The 15,376-nt window shown below is 41.1% G+C and carries 16 protein-coding genes; 11 read left to right on the plus strand and 5 right to left on the minus strand.

Features of this window, described 5'->3' with window-relative positions:
- Positions 1-2 precede the first annotated feature (2 nt).
- The 3 genes from AACU55_RS12855 to AACU55_RS12865 are packed head-to-tail and all read left to right on the plus strand — an operon-like array spanning position 3 to position 3,686.
- Positions 3-1,070: a Gfo/Idh/MocA family protein gene (locus AACU55_RS12855; RefSeq protein ID WP_134705561.1), complete on the plus strand. Its 1,068-nt coding sequence runs from the start codon at positions 3-5 to the stop codon at positions 1,068-1,070.
- A gap of 13 nt (positions 1,071-1,083) precedes the next feature.
- The gene (locus AACU55_RS12860; protein ID WP_013574505.1) at positions 1,084-2,106 is read left to right on the plus strand and encodes a Gfo/Idh/MocA family protein; all 1,023 of its coding nucleotides are present in this window, start codon (positions 1,084-1,086) and stop codon (positions 2,104-2,106) included.
- A gap of 41 nt (positions 2,107-2,147) precedes the next feature.
- Positions 2,148-3,686 carry an MFS transporter gene (locus AACU55_RS12865; protein WP_013574506.1) on the plus strand — a complete coding sequence of 513 codons (1,539 nt, stop codon included), beginning with the start codon at positions 2,148-2,150 and terminating at the stop codon, positions 3,684-3,686.
- 42 nt (positions 3,687-3,728) lie between these two features.
- Here AACU55_RS12865 and AACU55_RS12870 read toward each other — a convergent pair whose 3' ends face one another.
- A complete protein-coding gene (locus AACU55_RS12870) occupies positions 3,729-4,256 on the minus strand; it encodes a GNAT family N-acetyltransferase (RefSeq protein WP_037036282.1) in 528 nt (175 codons plus the stop codon).
- Positions 4,257-4,490: 234 nt separating this feature from the next.
- On the opposite strand from AACU55_RS12870, the gene nlpA reads away from it, so the two are divergent.
- From nlpA to AACU55_RS12910, 8 genes are all read left to right on the plus strand, one after another.
- Positions 4,491-5,309 (plus strand): lipoprotein NlpA, encoded by an 819-nt coding sequence (gene nlpA, locus AACU55_RS12875; protein ID WP_134705562.1) that lies wholly within the window; start codon positions 4,491-4,493, stop codon positions 5,307-5,309.
- Between the two features lie 241 nt (positions 5,310-5,550).
- Positions 5,551-6,405 carry a DUF6387 family protein gene (locus tag AACU55_RS12880; protein WP_134705563.1) on the plus strand — a complete coding sequence of 285 codons (855 nt, stop codon included), beginning with the start codon at positions 5,551-5,553 and terminating at the stop codon, positions 6,403-6,405.
- A gap of 124 nt (positions 6,406-6,529) precedes the next feature.
- Complete coding sequence (locus AACU55_RS12885) at positions 6,530-6,736, plus strand: helix-turn-helix transcriptional regulator (RefSeq protein ID WP_032905947.1); 207 nt, start codon at positions 6,530-6,532, stop codon at positions 6,734-6,736.
- 326 nt (positions 6,737-7,062) lie between these two features.
- Complete coding sequence (locus AACU55_RS12890; protein WP_134705564.1) at positions 7,063-8,265, plus strand: tyrosine-type recombinase/integrase; 1,203 nt, start codon at positions 7,063-7,065, stop codon at positions 8,263-8,265.
- Complete coding sequence (locus tag AACU55_RS12895; RefSeq protein ID WP_134705565.1) at positions 8,258-9,568, plus strand: tyrosine-type recombinase/integrase; 1,311 nt, start codon at positions 8,258-8,260, stop codon at positions 9,566-9,568. The genes AACU55_RS12890 and AACU55_RS12895 overlap by 8 nt, the downstream gene beginning before the upstream one ends.
- Complete coding sequence (locus AACU55_RS12900; RefSeq protein ID WP_134705566.1) at positions 9,568-11,442, plus strand: DNA-binding protein; 1,875 nt, start codon at positions 9,568-9,570, stop codon at positions 11,440-11,442. Before AACU55_RS12895 ends, AACU55_RS12900 begins: the two co-directional genes overlap by 1 nt.
- A 14-nt stretch (positions 11,443-11,456) precedes the next feature.
- Positions 11,457-11,843 (plus strand): hypothetical protein, encoded by a 387-nt coding sequence (locus tag AACU55_RS12905; protein WP_134705567.1) that lies wholly within the window; start codon positions 11,457-11,459, stop codon positions 11,841-11,843.
- 139 nt (positions 11,844-11,982) lie between these two features.
- Positions 11,983-12,405: a hypothetical protein gene (locus AACU55_RS12910; RefSeq protein WP_134705568.1), complete on the plus strand. Its 423-nt coding sequence runs from the start codon at positions 11,983-11,985 to the stop codon at positions 12,403-12,405.
- A 52-nt stretch (positions 12,406-12,457) separates the two neighbouring features.
- Here the strand turns inward: AACU55_RS12910 and AACU55_RS12915 are convergent, their stop codons facing one another.
- The 4 genes from AACU55_RS12915 to AACU55_RS12930 form a co-directional block, all read right to left on the minus strand.
- Complete coding sequence (locus AACU55_RS12915; protein ID WP_134705569.1) at positions 12,458-12,778, minus strand: cell wall-binding protein; 321 nt, start codon at positions 12,776-12,778, stop codon at positions 12,458-12,460.
- 231 nt (positions 12,779-13,009) lie between these two features.
- Positions 13,010-14,227: a relaxase/mobilization nuclease domain-containing protein gene (locus AACU55_RS12920; RefSeq protein ID WP_134705570.1), complete on the minus strand. Its 1,218-nt coding sequence runs from the start codon at positions 14,225-14,227 to the stop codon at positions 13,010-13,012.
- Positions 14,196-14,636: a hypothetical protein gene (locus AACU55_RS12925; protein WP_167686139.1), complete on the minus strand. Its 441-nt coding sequence runs from the start codon at positions 14,634-14,636 to the stop codon at positions 14,196-14,198. The genes AACU55_RS12920 and AACU55_RS12925 overlap by 32 nt, the downstream gene beginning before the upstream one ends.
- Positions 14,637-14,874: 238 nt before the next feature.
- Positions 14,875-15,096, minus strand: a complete 222-nt coding sequence (locus AACU55_RS12930; protein WP_134705571.1) for a hypothetical protein — start codon at positions 15,094-15,096, stop codon at positions 14,875-14,877.
- Between the last annotated feature and the right edge of the window lie 280 nt (positions 15,097-15,376).

A 15,376-nucleotide genomic window follows, 5' to 3' on the forward strand; every position in this document is an offset into this window, starting at 1 on the left:
ACATGAGCAATAAAGACGGTATGAATTATGCGCCGGTAGGGAAACCGCAACCTGTGGTAAAGCCCGGTGAATTCGTGTTTGCTGCTGCGGCCCTGGATCACGGGCATATCTACGGTATGTGTAACGGGCTGATTGAGGCGGGCGCCAGCCTGAAATGGGTTTACGATCCGGATCCGGTAAAAGTGGAGAAGTTTGTCGCCCAGTATCCGCAGGTTAAGGTCGCGGAGTCATTGCAGATACTCCTTGATGACCGTGAAGTGCAGATGATCGCGGGGGCGGGCATTCCGTCCGAACGCTGCGCGCTGGGGCTGAAAGTCATGGCAGCCGGGAAAGACTATTTCAGCGACAAAGCGCCGCTGACCACGCTGGAACAACTGGCGCAAGCGAAGGCCAAAGTGGCCGAAACCGGGCGCAAATATGCCGTGTATTACAGCGAACGCCTGCACGTAGAAAGTGCGGTCTTCGCGGGCCAGCTGGTGCATGAAGGGGCAATCGGACGCGTGATCCAGACGCTGGGTACCGGCCCGCATCGTGAGGGTGAAGGGCGTCCCGACTGGTTCTACGAGAGAGCGCGTTTTGGCGGCATCCTGTGTGATATCGGCAGCCATCAGATTGAACAATTTCTGTTTTATACCGGCAACACTGACGCGCAGGTTGTGGCAGCCCAGGCCCTTAATTTCAATCACCCGCAGTATCCGCGTTTCGAAGACTTTGGCGACACGATGCTGAAAGGCGATAACGGCGCACGGGGTTATTTCCGCTGCGACTGGTTCACACCAGAAGGGCTGAGCACCTGGGGCGATGGCCGTCTGACGCTGCTCGGCACCGAAGGTTATATCGAGATCCGCAAATATGTTGATCTCACGCTCGGCGAGCAGGACGTGGTGTATCTGGTGAATCAACAAGGCGAATTCCGCTATCCGGTTTCCGGCAACGTCGGCTTCCCGTTCTTTGGTCAGTTGATCCTCGATTGCCTGAACCGCACCGAGCACGCCATGACCCAGGAGCATGCGTTTAAAGCTGCCGAGCTGTGCATCCGGGCACAGATGCTGGCAAACGGAACCCACTAAACGGGAGCAGATGATGAAAACTCTCCAGGCTGCGGTGATCGGTTGCGGGTCTATCCATACCTGCCATGTGGCAGCGATCCGGCACGAACCGGATTGCCAGTTAAGGGCGATTGCGGAGTGCGATATTGGCAAAGGCCGGGCGCTGGCGCAGGAATATGGCTGTGATTTTTACACGGATTATCACGAAATGTTGTGCGATCCGCAGATTGACGTGGTGCATATCTGCCTGCCGCATCATCTGCACAAGGAGGCTATTCTCGCCGCGCTGGCGGCGGGAAAGCATGTTTTTACCGAGAAACCGGTGGCGCTGAATATCGGAGAAGTCAGCGCCATTAAACTCGCGGCGTCACAGGCTGCGGGGCTGACAGGCGTGTGTTACCAGAACCGTCTGAATCCTTCCAGTCAGAAAATTAAAACGCTGCTGGAAAGCGGGCAACTGGGCAACATGCTGAGCATCAAAGCTATTCTGACCTGGTCGCGCAGTGGTGCCTATTACAGCGAAAGCCTGTGGCGCGGGCGTTTTGCCACTGAAGGCGGCAGCCTGCTGATCAATCAGGCGATACATACGCTGGATTTAATGCAGTGGTTTGGCGGCGGTGTTCACGCGCTGAAAGGCGTGGTGGAAAGAACCTTTCTCAGTGAACTGACTGAAAATGAAGACACAGCGATGGTCAGCCTGAAAATGGGCAACGGTGCGCATGGATTGTTTTACGCAACGAACTGCCACAGCACCGATTCACCGTTGCTGCTGGAAATTCATTGTGAAAAAGGACTGTTGCAGTTGTATCACAACGTGTTGTGGCTGATTGAAGGAGAAAATAAAACGCTGCTGATAAGTGATGACAGCCCGTCAGGAACAGCCAAAAGCTACTGGGGCGACAGTCATCGTCAGGCAGTCTCGAATTTCTATCATTCTGTACGTCATCCGGAAGAACAAAATTATATCTCTGTTTCACAAGCCGAAGTTTCCCTGAATATTGTCGGTGCGATTTACCGCTCCTCACAATCAGGGAAATGGATCACGTTGGCTGATTAAATCTCTATTAATAATAACCCTACATTCACAGGATAATAATAATGAAACCTACTGAACGCAGAGTAGGTTACGGCACGGCTATAGGCTATGGCGTAACTGATTTATTTGGCGGTGGTGCATTCGCCGTTATCGGTACCTGGCTTTTATTCTTCTATACCATGTATTGCGGATTAACCGTTTTAGAAGCGGGATCTATTTTTGCTATTGCCCGTGTCATTGATGCCGTATTAAGTCCGATCATGGGTTATATCACCGATCACTTCGGAAATACCTGGCTCGGAAAACGGTTTGGTCGCCGCCGGTTTTTCCTGCTGATCAGTTCGCCACTGATGTTCCTGTATGCGCTGGTCTGGGTAAAGGACATGGGCTACTGGTATTATCTTGGCACATATCTGTCGATTGAATTACTTTCGGCGATGGTGCTGGTGCCGTGGGAAACGCTGGCCGCCGAGATGACCAACCGTTTCGGCGAACGTACCCGTCTCGCCGGTGTGCGCATGATTTGCTCGCAGCTCGGCGGTTTCCTGGCTGTGTCTGTGCCGGGCGTCATCATGATGTTTACCGGTAAAGATAATCCGATGACGTATACCTATACCGGCATATTCTTCGCCACGGTATTTTGTATCGCGGTATTCACCACATGGCTGTGTACCTGGGAAGCCAAAGACGTGCGGGATCCGAATGAGCCGGAACCGGAAATGGAAACCGGCGGCAGTCTCTGGCATCATCTGAAGAGTCTGGTTTTAGATTTTATCTCATCCTTTAATATCCGCATGTTCCGCCAGCATATTATTATTTATATTGCTTCCTTCACCGCCATGGACGTATTCGGTGCCGTCTTTACCTACTATGTGGTTTATGGTCTGAATCAGGATGTGGGATCGGTTTCCGGATATTTAAGTGTGGCGGCCTTTGTTTCTGTACCATCGACGATTGTTTATATGATGGTGATGGAACGAATGAATCTTTCGCCTTCTGCAGCGCTGCGAATCGCCTATGGTTGTATATTCTTTGTGCTGGCTGCTCTGTTTTATATTTATATCACCAATGCAACGGTGCCGTTAATTCTCTTTACTTCCATCTTCGTTATTTTAGGCTTTGGACGTTCAGGGCTTTATTATATTCCGTGGAATATTTACAGCTTTATCCCGGACGTCGATGAAATAGTCACCAAAAAACGTCGTGAAGGAATTTTTGCCGGTGTGATGGTGTTTACCCGTAAAAGTACCGTTGCGATTGCCATCATGGTGATTGGCCTGGTACTGGAAGAAAGTGGATTTGTGAAAGGGCAGGGTGCTCAGCCGCTCAGTGCGTTACACGCGATCATCGGCCTGATGATCTTCGCCACCGGTGCGTTACTGGCGATCAGCTTCTACATGACCTTCAAATTCAAGCTGACGCGGGACACACATAAAATCCTGATCAAGGAAACCGCCCGTCTGAAACTGGGTGGCGCGCAGGAAGACTGCGATGAGGTGTCACGTAAGGTGATTAAAGATCTGACCGGTTACGAATACAACGAAGTCTGGGGCGGGAGCGCGACACGTAAAACCGCGAGGGAAAAGTTAGCGATTGAGTAACCCGTAACCTGCGGGCCGCAACCGGCCCGCAGGTATTTTCTGTCAGTGATCCTGCGCGGGCAGGGTCTGGTTTCCGTCACCCAGCGCGAGCTGCATAAACACGGTGTCCAGCCAGCGGCCATGCTTAAATCCAACGCTATGCAGGGTGCCTTTCATCTGAAAACCGGCGGCGAGATGTAAGCCAATTGAGGCTTTATTTTCGCTGTCACCGACGTTACCGATCAACTGACGATAGCCGTGAGTTTCCGCCCAGTCTATCGCCCGTCGCAGCAACGCTTTACCCGCCCCGCGTTTCTGAAAAGCAGGATCAATATAGATAGAATCCTCCAGCGTGTGGCGATACGCATAGCGTTCGCGATAATGACCCAGATAGCAATATCCCTTCACTTCATCCTCATGCAAAACCACCAGCCAGAGCAAACCTGCCTCTTTAATCTTCTTCAGTCGGCCCGCCATCTCGCGTTCATCCGGGGGCTGTGTCTCGAACGAGGCGGTTCCATGGAGAACGTGCCAGGCATAAATTTTCTGTATCGCGGGAATATGCTGCTCTCCGGCTTCAATAATTTCCATTCTTGCAGGTTCTCATTGGTTATTTCTGATAAGCCTACTCTTTCCGAAAAGGGGCGGGGAGGGCAAACTGTTTATAACTGATATAAGTAAAAGATCTGGATGCCCGGACTTAAGCGGGATCATCTATATGCTTTTTTCTTCTTAGCGATGCTTTATTGGTTTTTTAAACAGCGACCATCCTCCTGCTATAGTCATTTTCATTACGCATTAGCGGTTATTTTTTAAGGAAAAAAAGTGAAACTGACGTTATCTCATTTACGCACGGGTGTTGTGTTTTTGCTGGCAGGATTACTGCTGGCGGGTTGTGATCAAAAAAGTGGTGATGCAAAACATATCAAAGTCGGCGTGATTAATGGCGCAGAGCAGGATGTGGCGGAAGTGGCGAAAAAGGTCGCGAAGGATAAATACGGTCTGGACGTCGAACTGGTCGGTTTCAGCGGCTCATTATTACCGAATGACGCGACCGAACATGGCGATCTGGATGCGAATGTTTTCCAGCACCGTCCGTTCCTTGAGCAGGATAACAAAGCCCACGGCTACCATCTGGTGGTGGTCGGCAACACCTTTGTGTTCCCGATGGCGGGCTACTCGAAAAAAATCAAAACCGTGGATCAACTGAAAGACGGCGCAACCGTGGCGATCCCAAATGATCCGACCAACTTAGGCCGTGCGCTTCTGCTGCTGCAAAAAGAGAAACTGATCACGCTGAAAGAAGGCAAGGGCCTGCTACCAACGGCGCTGGATATCACCGAAAACCCGCATCATCTGAATATTATGCAACTGGAAGGCGCGCAACTCCCCCGCATACTGGACGACCCGAAAGTCGATGTGGCGATCATCAGCACGACCTATATCCAGCAAACCGGATTATCACCGGTGCATGACAGCGTGTTTATCGAAGATAAAAATTCGCCGTACGTGAATATTCTGGTTTCGCGCCCGGACAATAAAGATGCGGAAAATGTGCAAGAGTTTCTGAAATCCTATCAGTCGCCAGAAGTGGCGAAAGCGGCAGAAAAAATCTTTAACGGCGGCGCGGTTCCGGGCTGGTGAGGGGGTTTGTGGGGAATATTATGAGCACTAAAAATGGTGTCCCCTACAGGAATCGAATGTATAAATATTTTCATGATTTAAAAGAGAATTTTTATAGGTAGTCATAATTGTTCCAACATTAATACCAACAAAGATTTTTTATGTCGCTGTCATCAGTTAAGTCTTTGAAACTTGCATAAATCGAGTAAGTCTGGGAAGTTCAACACTAACAGATTATGGTCTATTGCTGGAGTGTGTTTCGATGAAAAATTGGTCCCCAGAGCATACAAAAGAAATCAAAGCTTGGCTCGACATAGATAACTACCGTAAGTTCGAAGAAATCACCCTAAACGGCCTGTATCATGAACTTTGGGCTAGATCGCATTTGTTTAAGCCATGGCCCACGGAGGAAGAGAAAAAAGGGTTGTGGAACTACATGACGAAAATTTTCAGTGGCAACCCCCATCTTTTCAATGACACACAACTCGACTACCCAACGACCCACGATAGCCTTTACAACCCTCCCCACATTTTTATAACTGATATCAGCAGGCTTGCTCAACTGAGCGTATCTGCTCTCAATGTGAATCTTTTCACTTGGGAAAGAGGAAACGATATATACAGTGTTAACGCTCCCCATCACGAAGCTTATGTATCAGCGCTAATGTCCCCTTTATGTGAGAAAACTGTTCTGCTCGAAATCGATCTCGGTAGTGGAACAGACGATGAAATTACAGAGTCCATAAAAGCAGCACTGCCTCAATGGAGACGGATTATAGGGGTTGAGGTTGATGAGGCTGGTGCGGTTCGTTTTGGCTATGGAACTATCAAAAAAATCATAAACTACCGTTTGCCAGCGATGTTGGACATATTGCTATGGGCGAAAAGGAAAGATGTTCGAGTGTCAGATGATCGCCTTTCTCGTCTTCTATACACGGACGAAGACGATGAGGCTTCAATCCGTCTTCACTATCACATCAAAGATGCAGATCGACCACTTGCTATGAAAGCTGCAACAATGGACTTCGCCAAGCAGTTCAATTTTTTCATGAATCGAAATCCACACCTAAAAAACATGAGAGTTTCAGATGTGATGAAACTCTCTGATTCCAACTAATCGTAACTCCACGACACCTAGATCTACAGGGCTACTCATTGCCCTGTGGTTCGGAAGCTCGCTCCTTTTTTATTCCGACAGTTCGTATAGTCATTTCATTGAAACGAACAAGAGGAAATATGAAATGAACAACAAAAGCACTCGTCTAATACGTCTTCCTGAAGTCCTCTTGAGAACTGGTTACGGAAAAGCCTGGATCTATCGGCTCATCAGCGAAGGGCGTTTCCCAACTCAAATTAAAATCGGCTCACGGTCTATAGCTTTTATTGAAAGTGAAATTGATGATTGGATTCAAGCAACAATAGATGAAACAAGAAAAAACGCTGCTTAAAACTAATTCTATTAAAGGATAGAGAAAATGGGAATATTCACAGAAAATGTAAAGTTTGAATGATAAATACAGGGTTAAACTTTACAAAATACTTTACGAAAACATTGAGTGTCTTATTCTACTTAGGTTTGACACTCGTTTCTAAGTATTAGGTGTACATAATATATACTAGATCTACCAGATGATAAATTGTAATTTTTTAAATCGTTATATATTGATTTGCATATAATTTTAAGAATATTCTCTTTAATTTTTTTTGTAAATTTAAAAACCGTCTATTACTAATATATTAGAACTATACTTTTTGTAAACTTTAGGAGGAATATATGTGTAGTATTTGCGTGGATTCATTTATGTTTGAAAATGGTGAAAGATATTGTCATATTGTTGATAAAGAAACAGGGGAACCACTTTTTTATCCTAATCTGTATATAACAACACAAGTCAGGAATCGTTCTGAGTCAATATCAACAATGAAAGTGATAGCAGGCAACATTTCATTGCTATATCGCTTTTTTGACAATAAGAACATTGAGATTGACGAAAGAATTCAGAAGATGATATTTCTGACTCCTAATGAAATCGATGACTTGATAGAGTATACATCGATCAATTTCAAGAAAGCAAAACCTAACAGTTTTAAAGATATTGCTGTTAAAATTCCAACTAGATATTTCAGGGTAACAACAATTGCTAACTATCTAGAATGGTTATGCAAAATTCATCTTTCTCTTTCAAGCCAGAAAGATAAGATTAAAGAGATACAGATTTTCATTAAAAACATAAAAAGAAAACAGCCAAGGAACAACAGTAAATATAATATGAATATTGAAAAAAGTTTAGATGAAAATCAACTTGATTCCTTATTTAACATGCTTGCACCCGGTAGTAATTCAAACCCATTTTCAATAAATGTACAAAAAAGGAATAATCTGATATTTCTGTTGCTTCACTCATTTGGCATTAGAGTTGGTGAGCTTTTGAATTTAAGGATTAGCGATATAAATTTTTCAGAATCAACAATCTCTATAAGAAGAAGACCTAATGATAGATCAGATCCACGAGTATACCAGCCATTGGTTAAAACTTGTGAGAGAAAGCTGAGTGTTGATACAACACTAATGCTGGAAATTTCAGACTATATTTTAAATGATAGACGTAAAATTAAAAACGCGAAAAAGAACGATTTTCTTTTTGTTACTTACAAGGAAGGCCGAACCCAGGGACAACCTCTATCATTTTCCTCCTATCATAAAATAGTCAGCGTTGTTCGACAATCATCTTCACTTTTAGATGGATTGACAGGTCATAAACTTAGACATACTTGGAACTATGAGTTTTCGAAAGCAATAGATGAAATAGGGGGCATCTCAGATGAAAAGGAACAGCAAATCCGTTCTTACCTAATGGGATGGAGACCGGGTTCAGACACTTCATTAATCTATAATCGCAGGCATATTGTCGAAATTTCGAAAAAGACATCAATTGATCTTCAAAAGACACTATTTAAAGGAATGTGTAATGAATAATATTATGCAAAACAATAAAAATCTAGAATCTAATGAAGGTAAAACCATTATCGTCCAGAGGGTATTAGGTTTAGATGAGAACAGTAAAATAAGTATTAGCAATTTAATCGAGATTATGAATGTAAACTTGCTTAATGGATTCATAAATACATTGCAGCAATATGCTTGTAGTAATAGTCGTTCTTACGTAAAAACCATAATTAATCATATGGTGCATTTCATTAAGAACATACAGCCAGAAAGCATTAATGATAAGGCAGTGATTCAATATAAAGATATCCACCCTACAAATTTACGGGTTTTAAGACCATTTATTATTAAATGGTTCGAGTTTGGATATCCTGGAGTTGATGAAAATGCAGTTGAGTTATTGAAACACTTCGATCTTAAAATAAAGAAATTTGGGCAGGCAGTTTTGCAAGACGACCCGAATGTAGGACCATTAACTAAACATGAGCTTGATTCATTGATCAAAGCTATAACTAATGCGTATGGCAAAGGGGAATTATCATTATCAGATTATGCGATATCGTTATTAATTAGCATGACAGGAAGAAGGCCACAGCAGTTAGTTCTGTTAAAATATAAAGATATTAAAAAAAAGAATATAAGTGGCGATTTAACTGAATTCTTAATTAGTATGCCAAGAGTTAAACAACGAGATGTACAACAACAATATCGGGATATTGCTATAATCCCGCACCTGGCTTCGATTATAGTTAAGCAAGCCAATGATTCAGTTGGTCTTGTTGAGAAAGCTCTTGGCATGTCTCTTGATGATAAGGTTAAAGGAGAAATTCCTATATTTCTAAACAAGCAAAGCCTCTGCAAGTTAGAGAAAACAAAAAATATATTTGAGCTAACTAATAATGATGTATTAAATGCAAAGCCTTCAATAGCCCATGCTGCATTAACTAGAATAGTTAAATTTGAAAATTTAATTTCAAGTCGGACAGGTTTGTTACTAAAAATTAATCCAAGAAGACTTCGTCATACGATAGCGACACTGCTGGCTCAGGATGGTCATGATGCCAGCGTCATTGCCGAATTGCTTGACCACTCTTCGACTTCAAGTGTTGGGATTTATATTAAGAACTTAGCCGATAGTGCAGAAAGGATAGATAATGCTGTTACAAAGCAACTTTCATTTTTAGCAGATATTTTTATGTATGGGATGAAATCGAAAAAAGACCTGGCTTTTAAGTTTTTCTCGAAAAAAATATGTCAAGCGCAAAATTCAGATTACCCTTGTGATCAATGTCCTTTTTTTATCCCATTTGAAGATATTAAGGATAACAGTTAATGAATAATATCGTTTTGTTTAAATCTAAATATTCAATAAATGTGGAGGATAATTATAATAACTTCATAAAATTTTGCCATTATAAATTGATTGGATTTACTCAAATTAAAGATTGGGATAACTGTGTGTGGAAAGGAGTTACGACATTTAGGAAGATCGGCGTGGGGTGTAAAAAATTCAGTTCTGCAGATGCAATGCATGACGAGTTTGCTAATTTTGCTAAATCATACATTAAGTATCAACACTCACTAAAACCGCTAAAGAGCTATGGATCTGTGATGATGGCATTGAGGTGTCTTGAACAAGCACTTTTGCAGATTTGTAGTAATGGTTTCATTTATAATGTTACAACCATAATTTTTGATGAAGCAATGCAAATCGGAAGAAAACATTTCAAGGGTAATGTTTTGGCACAATGTGGAACACAGCTTGAAAGATTATCCAATTTCCTTTACGAACATAATCTTGTAAAAGCTGGCTATATAGCTTGGAAAAATTCGGTAAAACAAAAAGTTAAAAATAATTATATTCCAGTCATAGATGACTATCAAAGAAAAGATAAATTGCCCAATGAGTCTGCGTTATTAGCTATTGCAGATATCTTTTCAAAAGATGATGATGTAATGAGCCAAAGAGATATGTTTACAAGTTCAGTATTTGCGCTTCTCCTCTGTTGTCCAAGCCGAATTTCTGAGATTTTAGCTTTACCTGCTGATTGTGAAATTATCCAGCAAGATAGCAAGGGAATTGAAAGATATGCTTTGAGATTTTATTCAGTTAAGGGATATGGGCCTAATATAAAGTGGATTCCACAAGTTATGGTGCCAGTTGCAAAGAAGGCTGTCAGAAGGCTACGTCATCTCTCTCGAAATGCAAGGTCACTGGCTATATGGTGCGAAGATCACCCTGACGAGTTTTATCGACATGAACTGTGTCCATTGGTCGATGAAAAAGATAAATTAACAGTTGAGCAGGTCTGCCATGCATTGGGATATCCTTTGCATGACAAAAAAGCATGTATATTGAAAGTTAAAAGGACGAGTCTTGATGGCAATAAGACCTTCCTTAATTCAAGTGATTACGCATACACATTGACTGAACTATGGAAAATGATTCGTTCAGGATTTAGCCTAAATTTCCCATGGTTTGATAAAGAAAAATCTATAAAATATAGTAATGCATTATGTTTACTTAATGATAATCAGCTTGTTTTGTCACGAATGACGAATATCTATTCTCTGTATAAACCTACTAAAGGATTCTTTTCCGTTGATATGCAATGGAAAGAAAGTCATGAGTATGGTTATAAAAATATCTTTGCTCGATATGGTTTCTTTGATGAGGAAGGAAAGCCACTACTCATTCGTTCACACCAGCCAAGACATCTTTTAAACACAATTGCTCATTACGGTGAAATGTCGGAATTAGATATCTCTAAATGGTCTGGTCGAGTCAATGTAAATCAGAATCGTGTTTATAACCATGTCTCAGAAGAAGAGATGGTGGAAAAAGTTGGATCTATTAATTTTCATGTAAACTCTTACTGCCATAAGGAGCCGATTTCATCTTCGGTATTAGCTGTGAATTTGAATGATGTTCAGCATGGAGCACTACATTTGACAGAACGCGGTTATTGTATACATGATTATGCAATTCTACCTTGTGAAAAAATCAATCAATATATCGAGACATGCAATCAATTAAAAGAGCTAAAACCGGCTGATAAGAATAGGCTTATCGTCATCAGAGATAGAATAATAAAATTTAAGGGGGCAACTCAAGTAGCATTTGAAAATGGTGAGTATGGTGCTGACAAATGGCTCAAACATCATGATGCTAATTTGAGCAGGATAAACAGTCTATTAGATAACTAAAATAGGAAATTCACATGGCAAAACATTTGAGTAATAACGAGATAAAGGCGATAACAAACATTATAAAAACGTGGGATGGAAAAATCACTTGGGATAATTTGTGTGAGTCAATACACAAGAAATTAAGCAGAACCATAACAAGGCAATCACTAAGTTCACATAATGAAGTTGTTGAAGCGTATAGAATTAAAAAGAATATACTAAATTTGAAAGCGTCTGATTTAAAGAAACCAGCAAATTTAGCTATTGCTGCACAGCAAATATTAAATCTTAAAGCTGAGAACGATGCATTAAAAAGCCAAAACAAAAGGTATAAGGAACAGTTTACCCGTTGGCAGTATAATGCTTACAGGCATGGTGTTTCACCTGAGAACTTGAATCAACCATTTAATCAAAAGTAAATAATAATGATTGAGTTAGTATGATGATATTTTTGTTATTTATTTTTAGGTTGATAGGTTTTACCTATTGACAATTGCGCTAAAGCTGATAATTATTTAATTAAGTCAGGAAGACAAAACTATTGCAAGGATGCAATTTATGGATAATAAAATAGATTCTCTAACAAGAGAAGAACAGCTAATCATGCTCATCGATAAATATATCAATGACACGTATAACCCAGAAGATGAAATATTCACATATAAGTTGTATTTGGTTTTTGTCGGGTATCATCTTAAGTATTTCTACCCAAATTCTCAGTATTGCTGTTCAACTAAAAACATTGATAATATTATGCAGATGTTCTGTTGCGTATTTAAATGTCTAAAAGGCAACCTTATAAAAGAACTACCACATAAAGAGGTGCTTTTCTTTCAGTTAAATACATTGATAGATTACATTGAAGGGAATCAGGTGAGGTTAGAGCAAGTATACGTTGAATTGAAAGCTCAGTATGAGAAGCGTGAGATAAGCAGAGGGATTCTAAATAAGGGAAGTGCGAGAAAGAGAGCAAGGTTGTGATTATTTAGAAAAAAAAGCTCCCAGAAGGGAGCTTTTTTAAGGGAATTAATCATTAATTGCCGATCACTTTCCAACCATCGTCAGTTTTGAGTAATCTAACAGGGGTAGTTCTGTTTTGATTGTTAATACTTATTTCAGCATTGCATTTGTAACTTTTATCAGATTCTTTTGCACAATCAATTTTCTTAACAGAGTTTAGCGTTCTAAGCATTGCTTCCGGAGCATTTGGGTTAATGGCTCGAACTGCAGAATTCCCACTCTCTATAGACTTGTTTAATGCATTTGAAATATCATTTTCTGAGGGCTCGCTATCGCACCCTGCAAGCAGGAAAGAAGAAATTATGACTGCTGCAACAAAAGTATATTTTTTCATTTTATTTTCCACATAGATATTTTTTAACCACGTTTAAACTTATCTCGATGAATCTTCGATGTTTACCAATCTGAAGTAAAAACGTTTGTACCGATCGATGGCTTACTTGTGATAGCTATAACCTATCAAAAATAAATTATCGATCTGTTAAACCGATCAATCAATCTCGTGAAATCAATGGATTAATCCCTACTTTCGATATGGTTGCTTTCAGGCCGATGAAATTGGTTGTTATCTTTGTTGTTTAAGATTTGCAGTAAACTGAGAACGAACAGGAGGGGGAAAGCGGTGAACAGTGAAGATGTTCTTAAAGTTTCTGACTGGATACAATAAAGAGAAACCTATTTTTTTCAATAAGTTAATCAATAAGAGCCATGAGTTAAAACGAGTAACGTTTGCAGATTTACTTCTTTGTGAATTTTGTAAATCGAAAACGGCCTTGATTATGCGTTTGCGTTTATCCTCCTTAACATCAATTTTTGAATCGAGAGAAGCAATTTTTTCAGAAATACTTAGTGTTTCTTTCTGTCTATACGACAAAATCCTTGCAGGAGCAGGAGCAGGAGCAGGAGCAGGAGCAGGAGCAGGAGCAGGAGCAGGAGCAGGAGCAGGAGCAGGAGCCTCTTTTGTAGATATGCTGGCTCTTAGACCCTGTAAGTGTTCTGCGTTGTAGTTAAGTCGTTTTTGAAGATTGGCCCAGGAGTAGCTCTTGCCCAATTGTGAGGCTTTGAACGCGATGCCATTATATTCAAAAGAGAACCCGTTCATTTTTCCGGTAGAGGCAACATTTGCATTCCAGATTACGTTTTCGTCACCAAGCCTGTTAATAAAAGTTTGAAGATCTGGATTGTCGATTAAACTTTTATCAAGTATGAACTGCAGCGATTTCTTAGGGCAGGGTGAAGACGTTCGTGCTTCAAGCATCTCTTCGCTACGGGATAACTTCTTCCGCTTCGGTTGTGCCGGTTTGGTTGAAGATGCTGCTTTGGTAATAGTAAGGCCATTAACGATTTCAAGTTCACTAATGATACGAGTGCTGATGAGATTTTCGTTCTTGCCCAGGTAAAGCTTACCGGCACTGAGATTTATGCGGCTTGCGATGATATGTATGTGCTGGCCTGCTGAATCATCATGTAGGACATAGCAACGAAGATGCGTTTCTGAGAAGCCCATGCGTTGCATGTAGTCGTCTGCGAACATAACCCATTTGTCTTTTGACAGTGATTCACCTGCAGGTAAACGAAGCGAGTTATGCCAAACTGGTTTGGCAACGTCTGGGCGAAGCTGTTTGCTTGTATCGAATTCAGCGATTAGTCCAATGGCAGAGTCGCTCAACAGGTTCCCGCCAATGACGGCTGGATCGCTTCCATGGTGGGTTCCAGCTTTTAATGCGTATAGGACTACACCAGCGAAGCTCTTACCTCTGCGTATCTTCTGCATTCCCTTCACGAGGGACACTCCAGAAATCTGCTCTTAGCAAGTTGCAGCGGAGCTCTTCCAGTTGTCGCTTAACAGCGAATAATTCAGTATGAGTAAGCTGGCTTTCTTTGCTCTTGCTATCAATATGGAGAGCAATACGATTTAGCTTTTGTGATATTTCAGAAAATGCCTTCCACGCTTCGGTATTAATAGCGGGTATAATGGGGGGTAATTTTTGGAGGGATGCCATGCGAAGCCATTCACCTTTTGCGTAATTACCTCTTAGGGTGTTCAGCTTGCTCAATTCTGCGTTATTAAGCCGGACACTGACACAATGGGTTCTAAGTGTTCCTGGTATCAGATCGGTAAGATTTGAGGATTTTTTAATTACGGGGGCTATACTTTTGGCAATGTGAGGCATTGATAATTGTTTTTCCATATGAACTCCTTTTCATATCTGGAATTGAACATTCAATTACATCATTATTACTATTTCATCTCTTTGTCAATAGAGTGCTGGTCTTTATTGCTGATACGATAATAGATAATTTAAAAAGAGGAAAGCCCAATAAGCACCTTTCCTCATTCGAATCGCTAAACATTAATCTCAACCACTATCTATAAAGCTTAGTGATCTTGGTTTTGTTATTCGTGATTTATTTATCAATTAAGAAATTTTATTGTTTTCTAAATTGACCGTGTTTATCAGCCGGTTTTCTATTTCTTTCTCTATGGATGTTTATTTCATATCCTTTGTTTTCTGCCCAAGCAATTGCTTGCTGCTGCGTATCGCATTCATGCAAAATATTCTCAGTTTTCTCTTCTTCAACTGCATTGTGTATGTTTGGTGTCCATCCAGCAGGGCTTTTAACCTTGACGATATCAACTTTCTTAGTCATTTCTACAATCCTTAAAGTAAGTTTCCAAGCGATCTTTAATTTAGAAAGGTTTTTCAACATATCTAGTTATGAACTTTTTGTTCAAATTTTGTGTGATATAGATCGCGAAAATATGATTTATATTCCATTAACACATAATGTTAGCAAATAGTTAATTATATGTTTGCCATCCGTTATCAATGTTTCGATAGCATAGATTTTTCTGAAAGGAGGTTGATAAAAGAGTGACTCATTAACTATGCATTAGTAAGGACGAAGACTTGACTACTGACCCTACTTC

Source organism: Rahnella sp. CJA17(1/100), assembly GCF_963881615.1.
Taxonomy (GTDB): domain Bacteria; phylum Pseudomonadota; class Gammaproteobacteria; order Enterobacterales; family Enterobacteriaceae; genus Rahnella; species Rahnella aceris.

Coding starts and splice junctions, on each gene's coding strand:
- AACU55_RS12905 (WP_134705567.1), top strand. CDS start 11,457: ATGGCAAAACATTTGAGTAATAACGAGATAAAGGCGATAACAAACATT.
- AACU55_RS12915 (WP_134705569.1), bottom strand. CDS start 12,778: ATGAAAAAATATACTTTTGTTGCAGCAGTCATAATTTCTTCTTTCCTG.
- AACU55_RS12870 (WP_037036282.1), bottom strand. CDS start 4,256: ATGGAAATTATTGAAGCCGGAGAGCAGCATATTCCCGCGATACAGAAA.
- AACU55_RS12890 (WP_134705564.1), top strand. CDS start 7,063: ATGTGTAGTATTTGCGTGGATTCATTTATGTTTGAAAATGGTGAAAGA.
- AACU55_RS12895 (WP_134705565.1), top strand. CDS start 8,258: ATGAATAATATTATGCAAAACAATAAAAATCTAGAATCTAATGAAGGT.
- AACU55_RS12910 (WP_134705568.1), top strand. CDS start 11,983: ATGGATAATAAAATAGATTCTCTAACAAGAGAAGAACAGCTAATCATG.
- AACU55_RS12860 (WP_013574505.1), top strand. CDS start 1,084: ATGAAAACTCTCCAGGCTGCGGTGATCGGTTGCGGGTCTATCCATACC.
- AACU55_RS12865 (WP_013574506.1), top strand. CDS start 2,148: ATGAAACCTACTGAACGCAGAGTAGGTTACGGCACGGCTATAGGCTAT.
- AACU55_RS12930 (WP_134705571.1), bottom strand. CDS start 15,096: ATGACTAAGAAAGTTGATATCGTCAAGGTTAAAAGCCCTGCTGGATGG.
- AACU55_RS12855 (WP_134705561.1), top strand. CDS start 3: ATGAGCAATAAAGACGGTATGAATTATGCGCCGGTAGGGAAACCGCAA.
- AACU55_RS12885 (WP_032905947.1), top strand. CDS start 6,530: ATGAACAACAAAAGCACTCGTCTAATACGTCTTCCTGAAGTCCTCTTG.
- AACU55_RS12925 (WP_167686139.1), bottom strand. CDS start 14,636: ATGGAAAAACAATTATCAATGCCTCACATTGCCAAAAGTATAGCCCCC.
- AACU55_RS12880 (WP_134705563.1), top strand. CDS start 5,551: ATGAAAAATTGGTCCCCAGAGCATACAAAAGAAATCAAAGCTTGGCTC.
- AACU55_RS12900 (WP_134705566.1), top strand. CDS start 9,568: ATGAATAATATCGTTTTGTTTAAATCTAAATATTCAATAAATGTGGAG.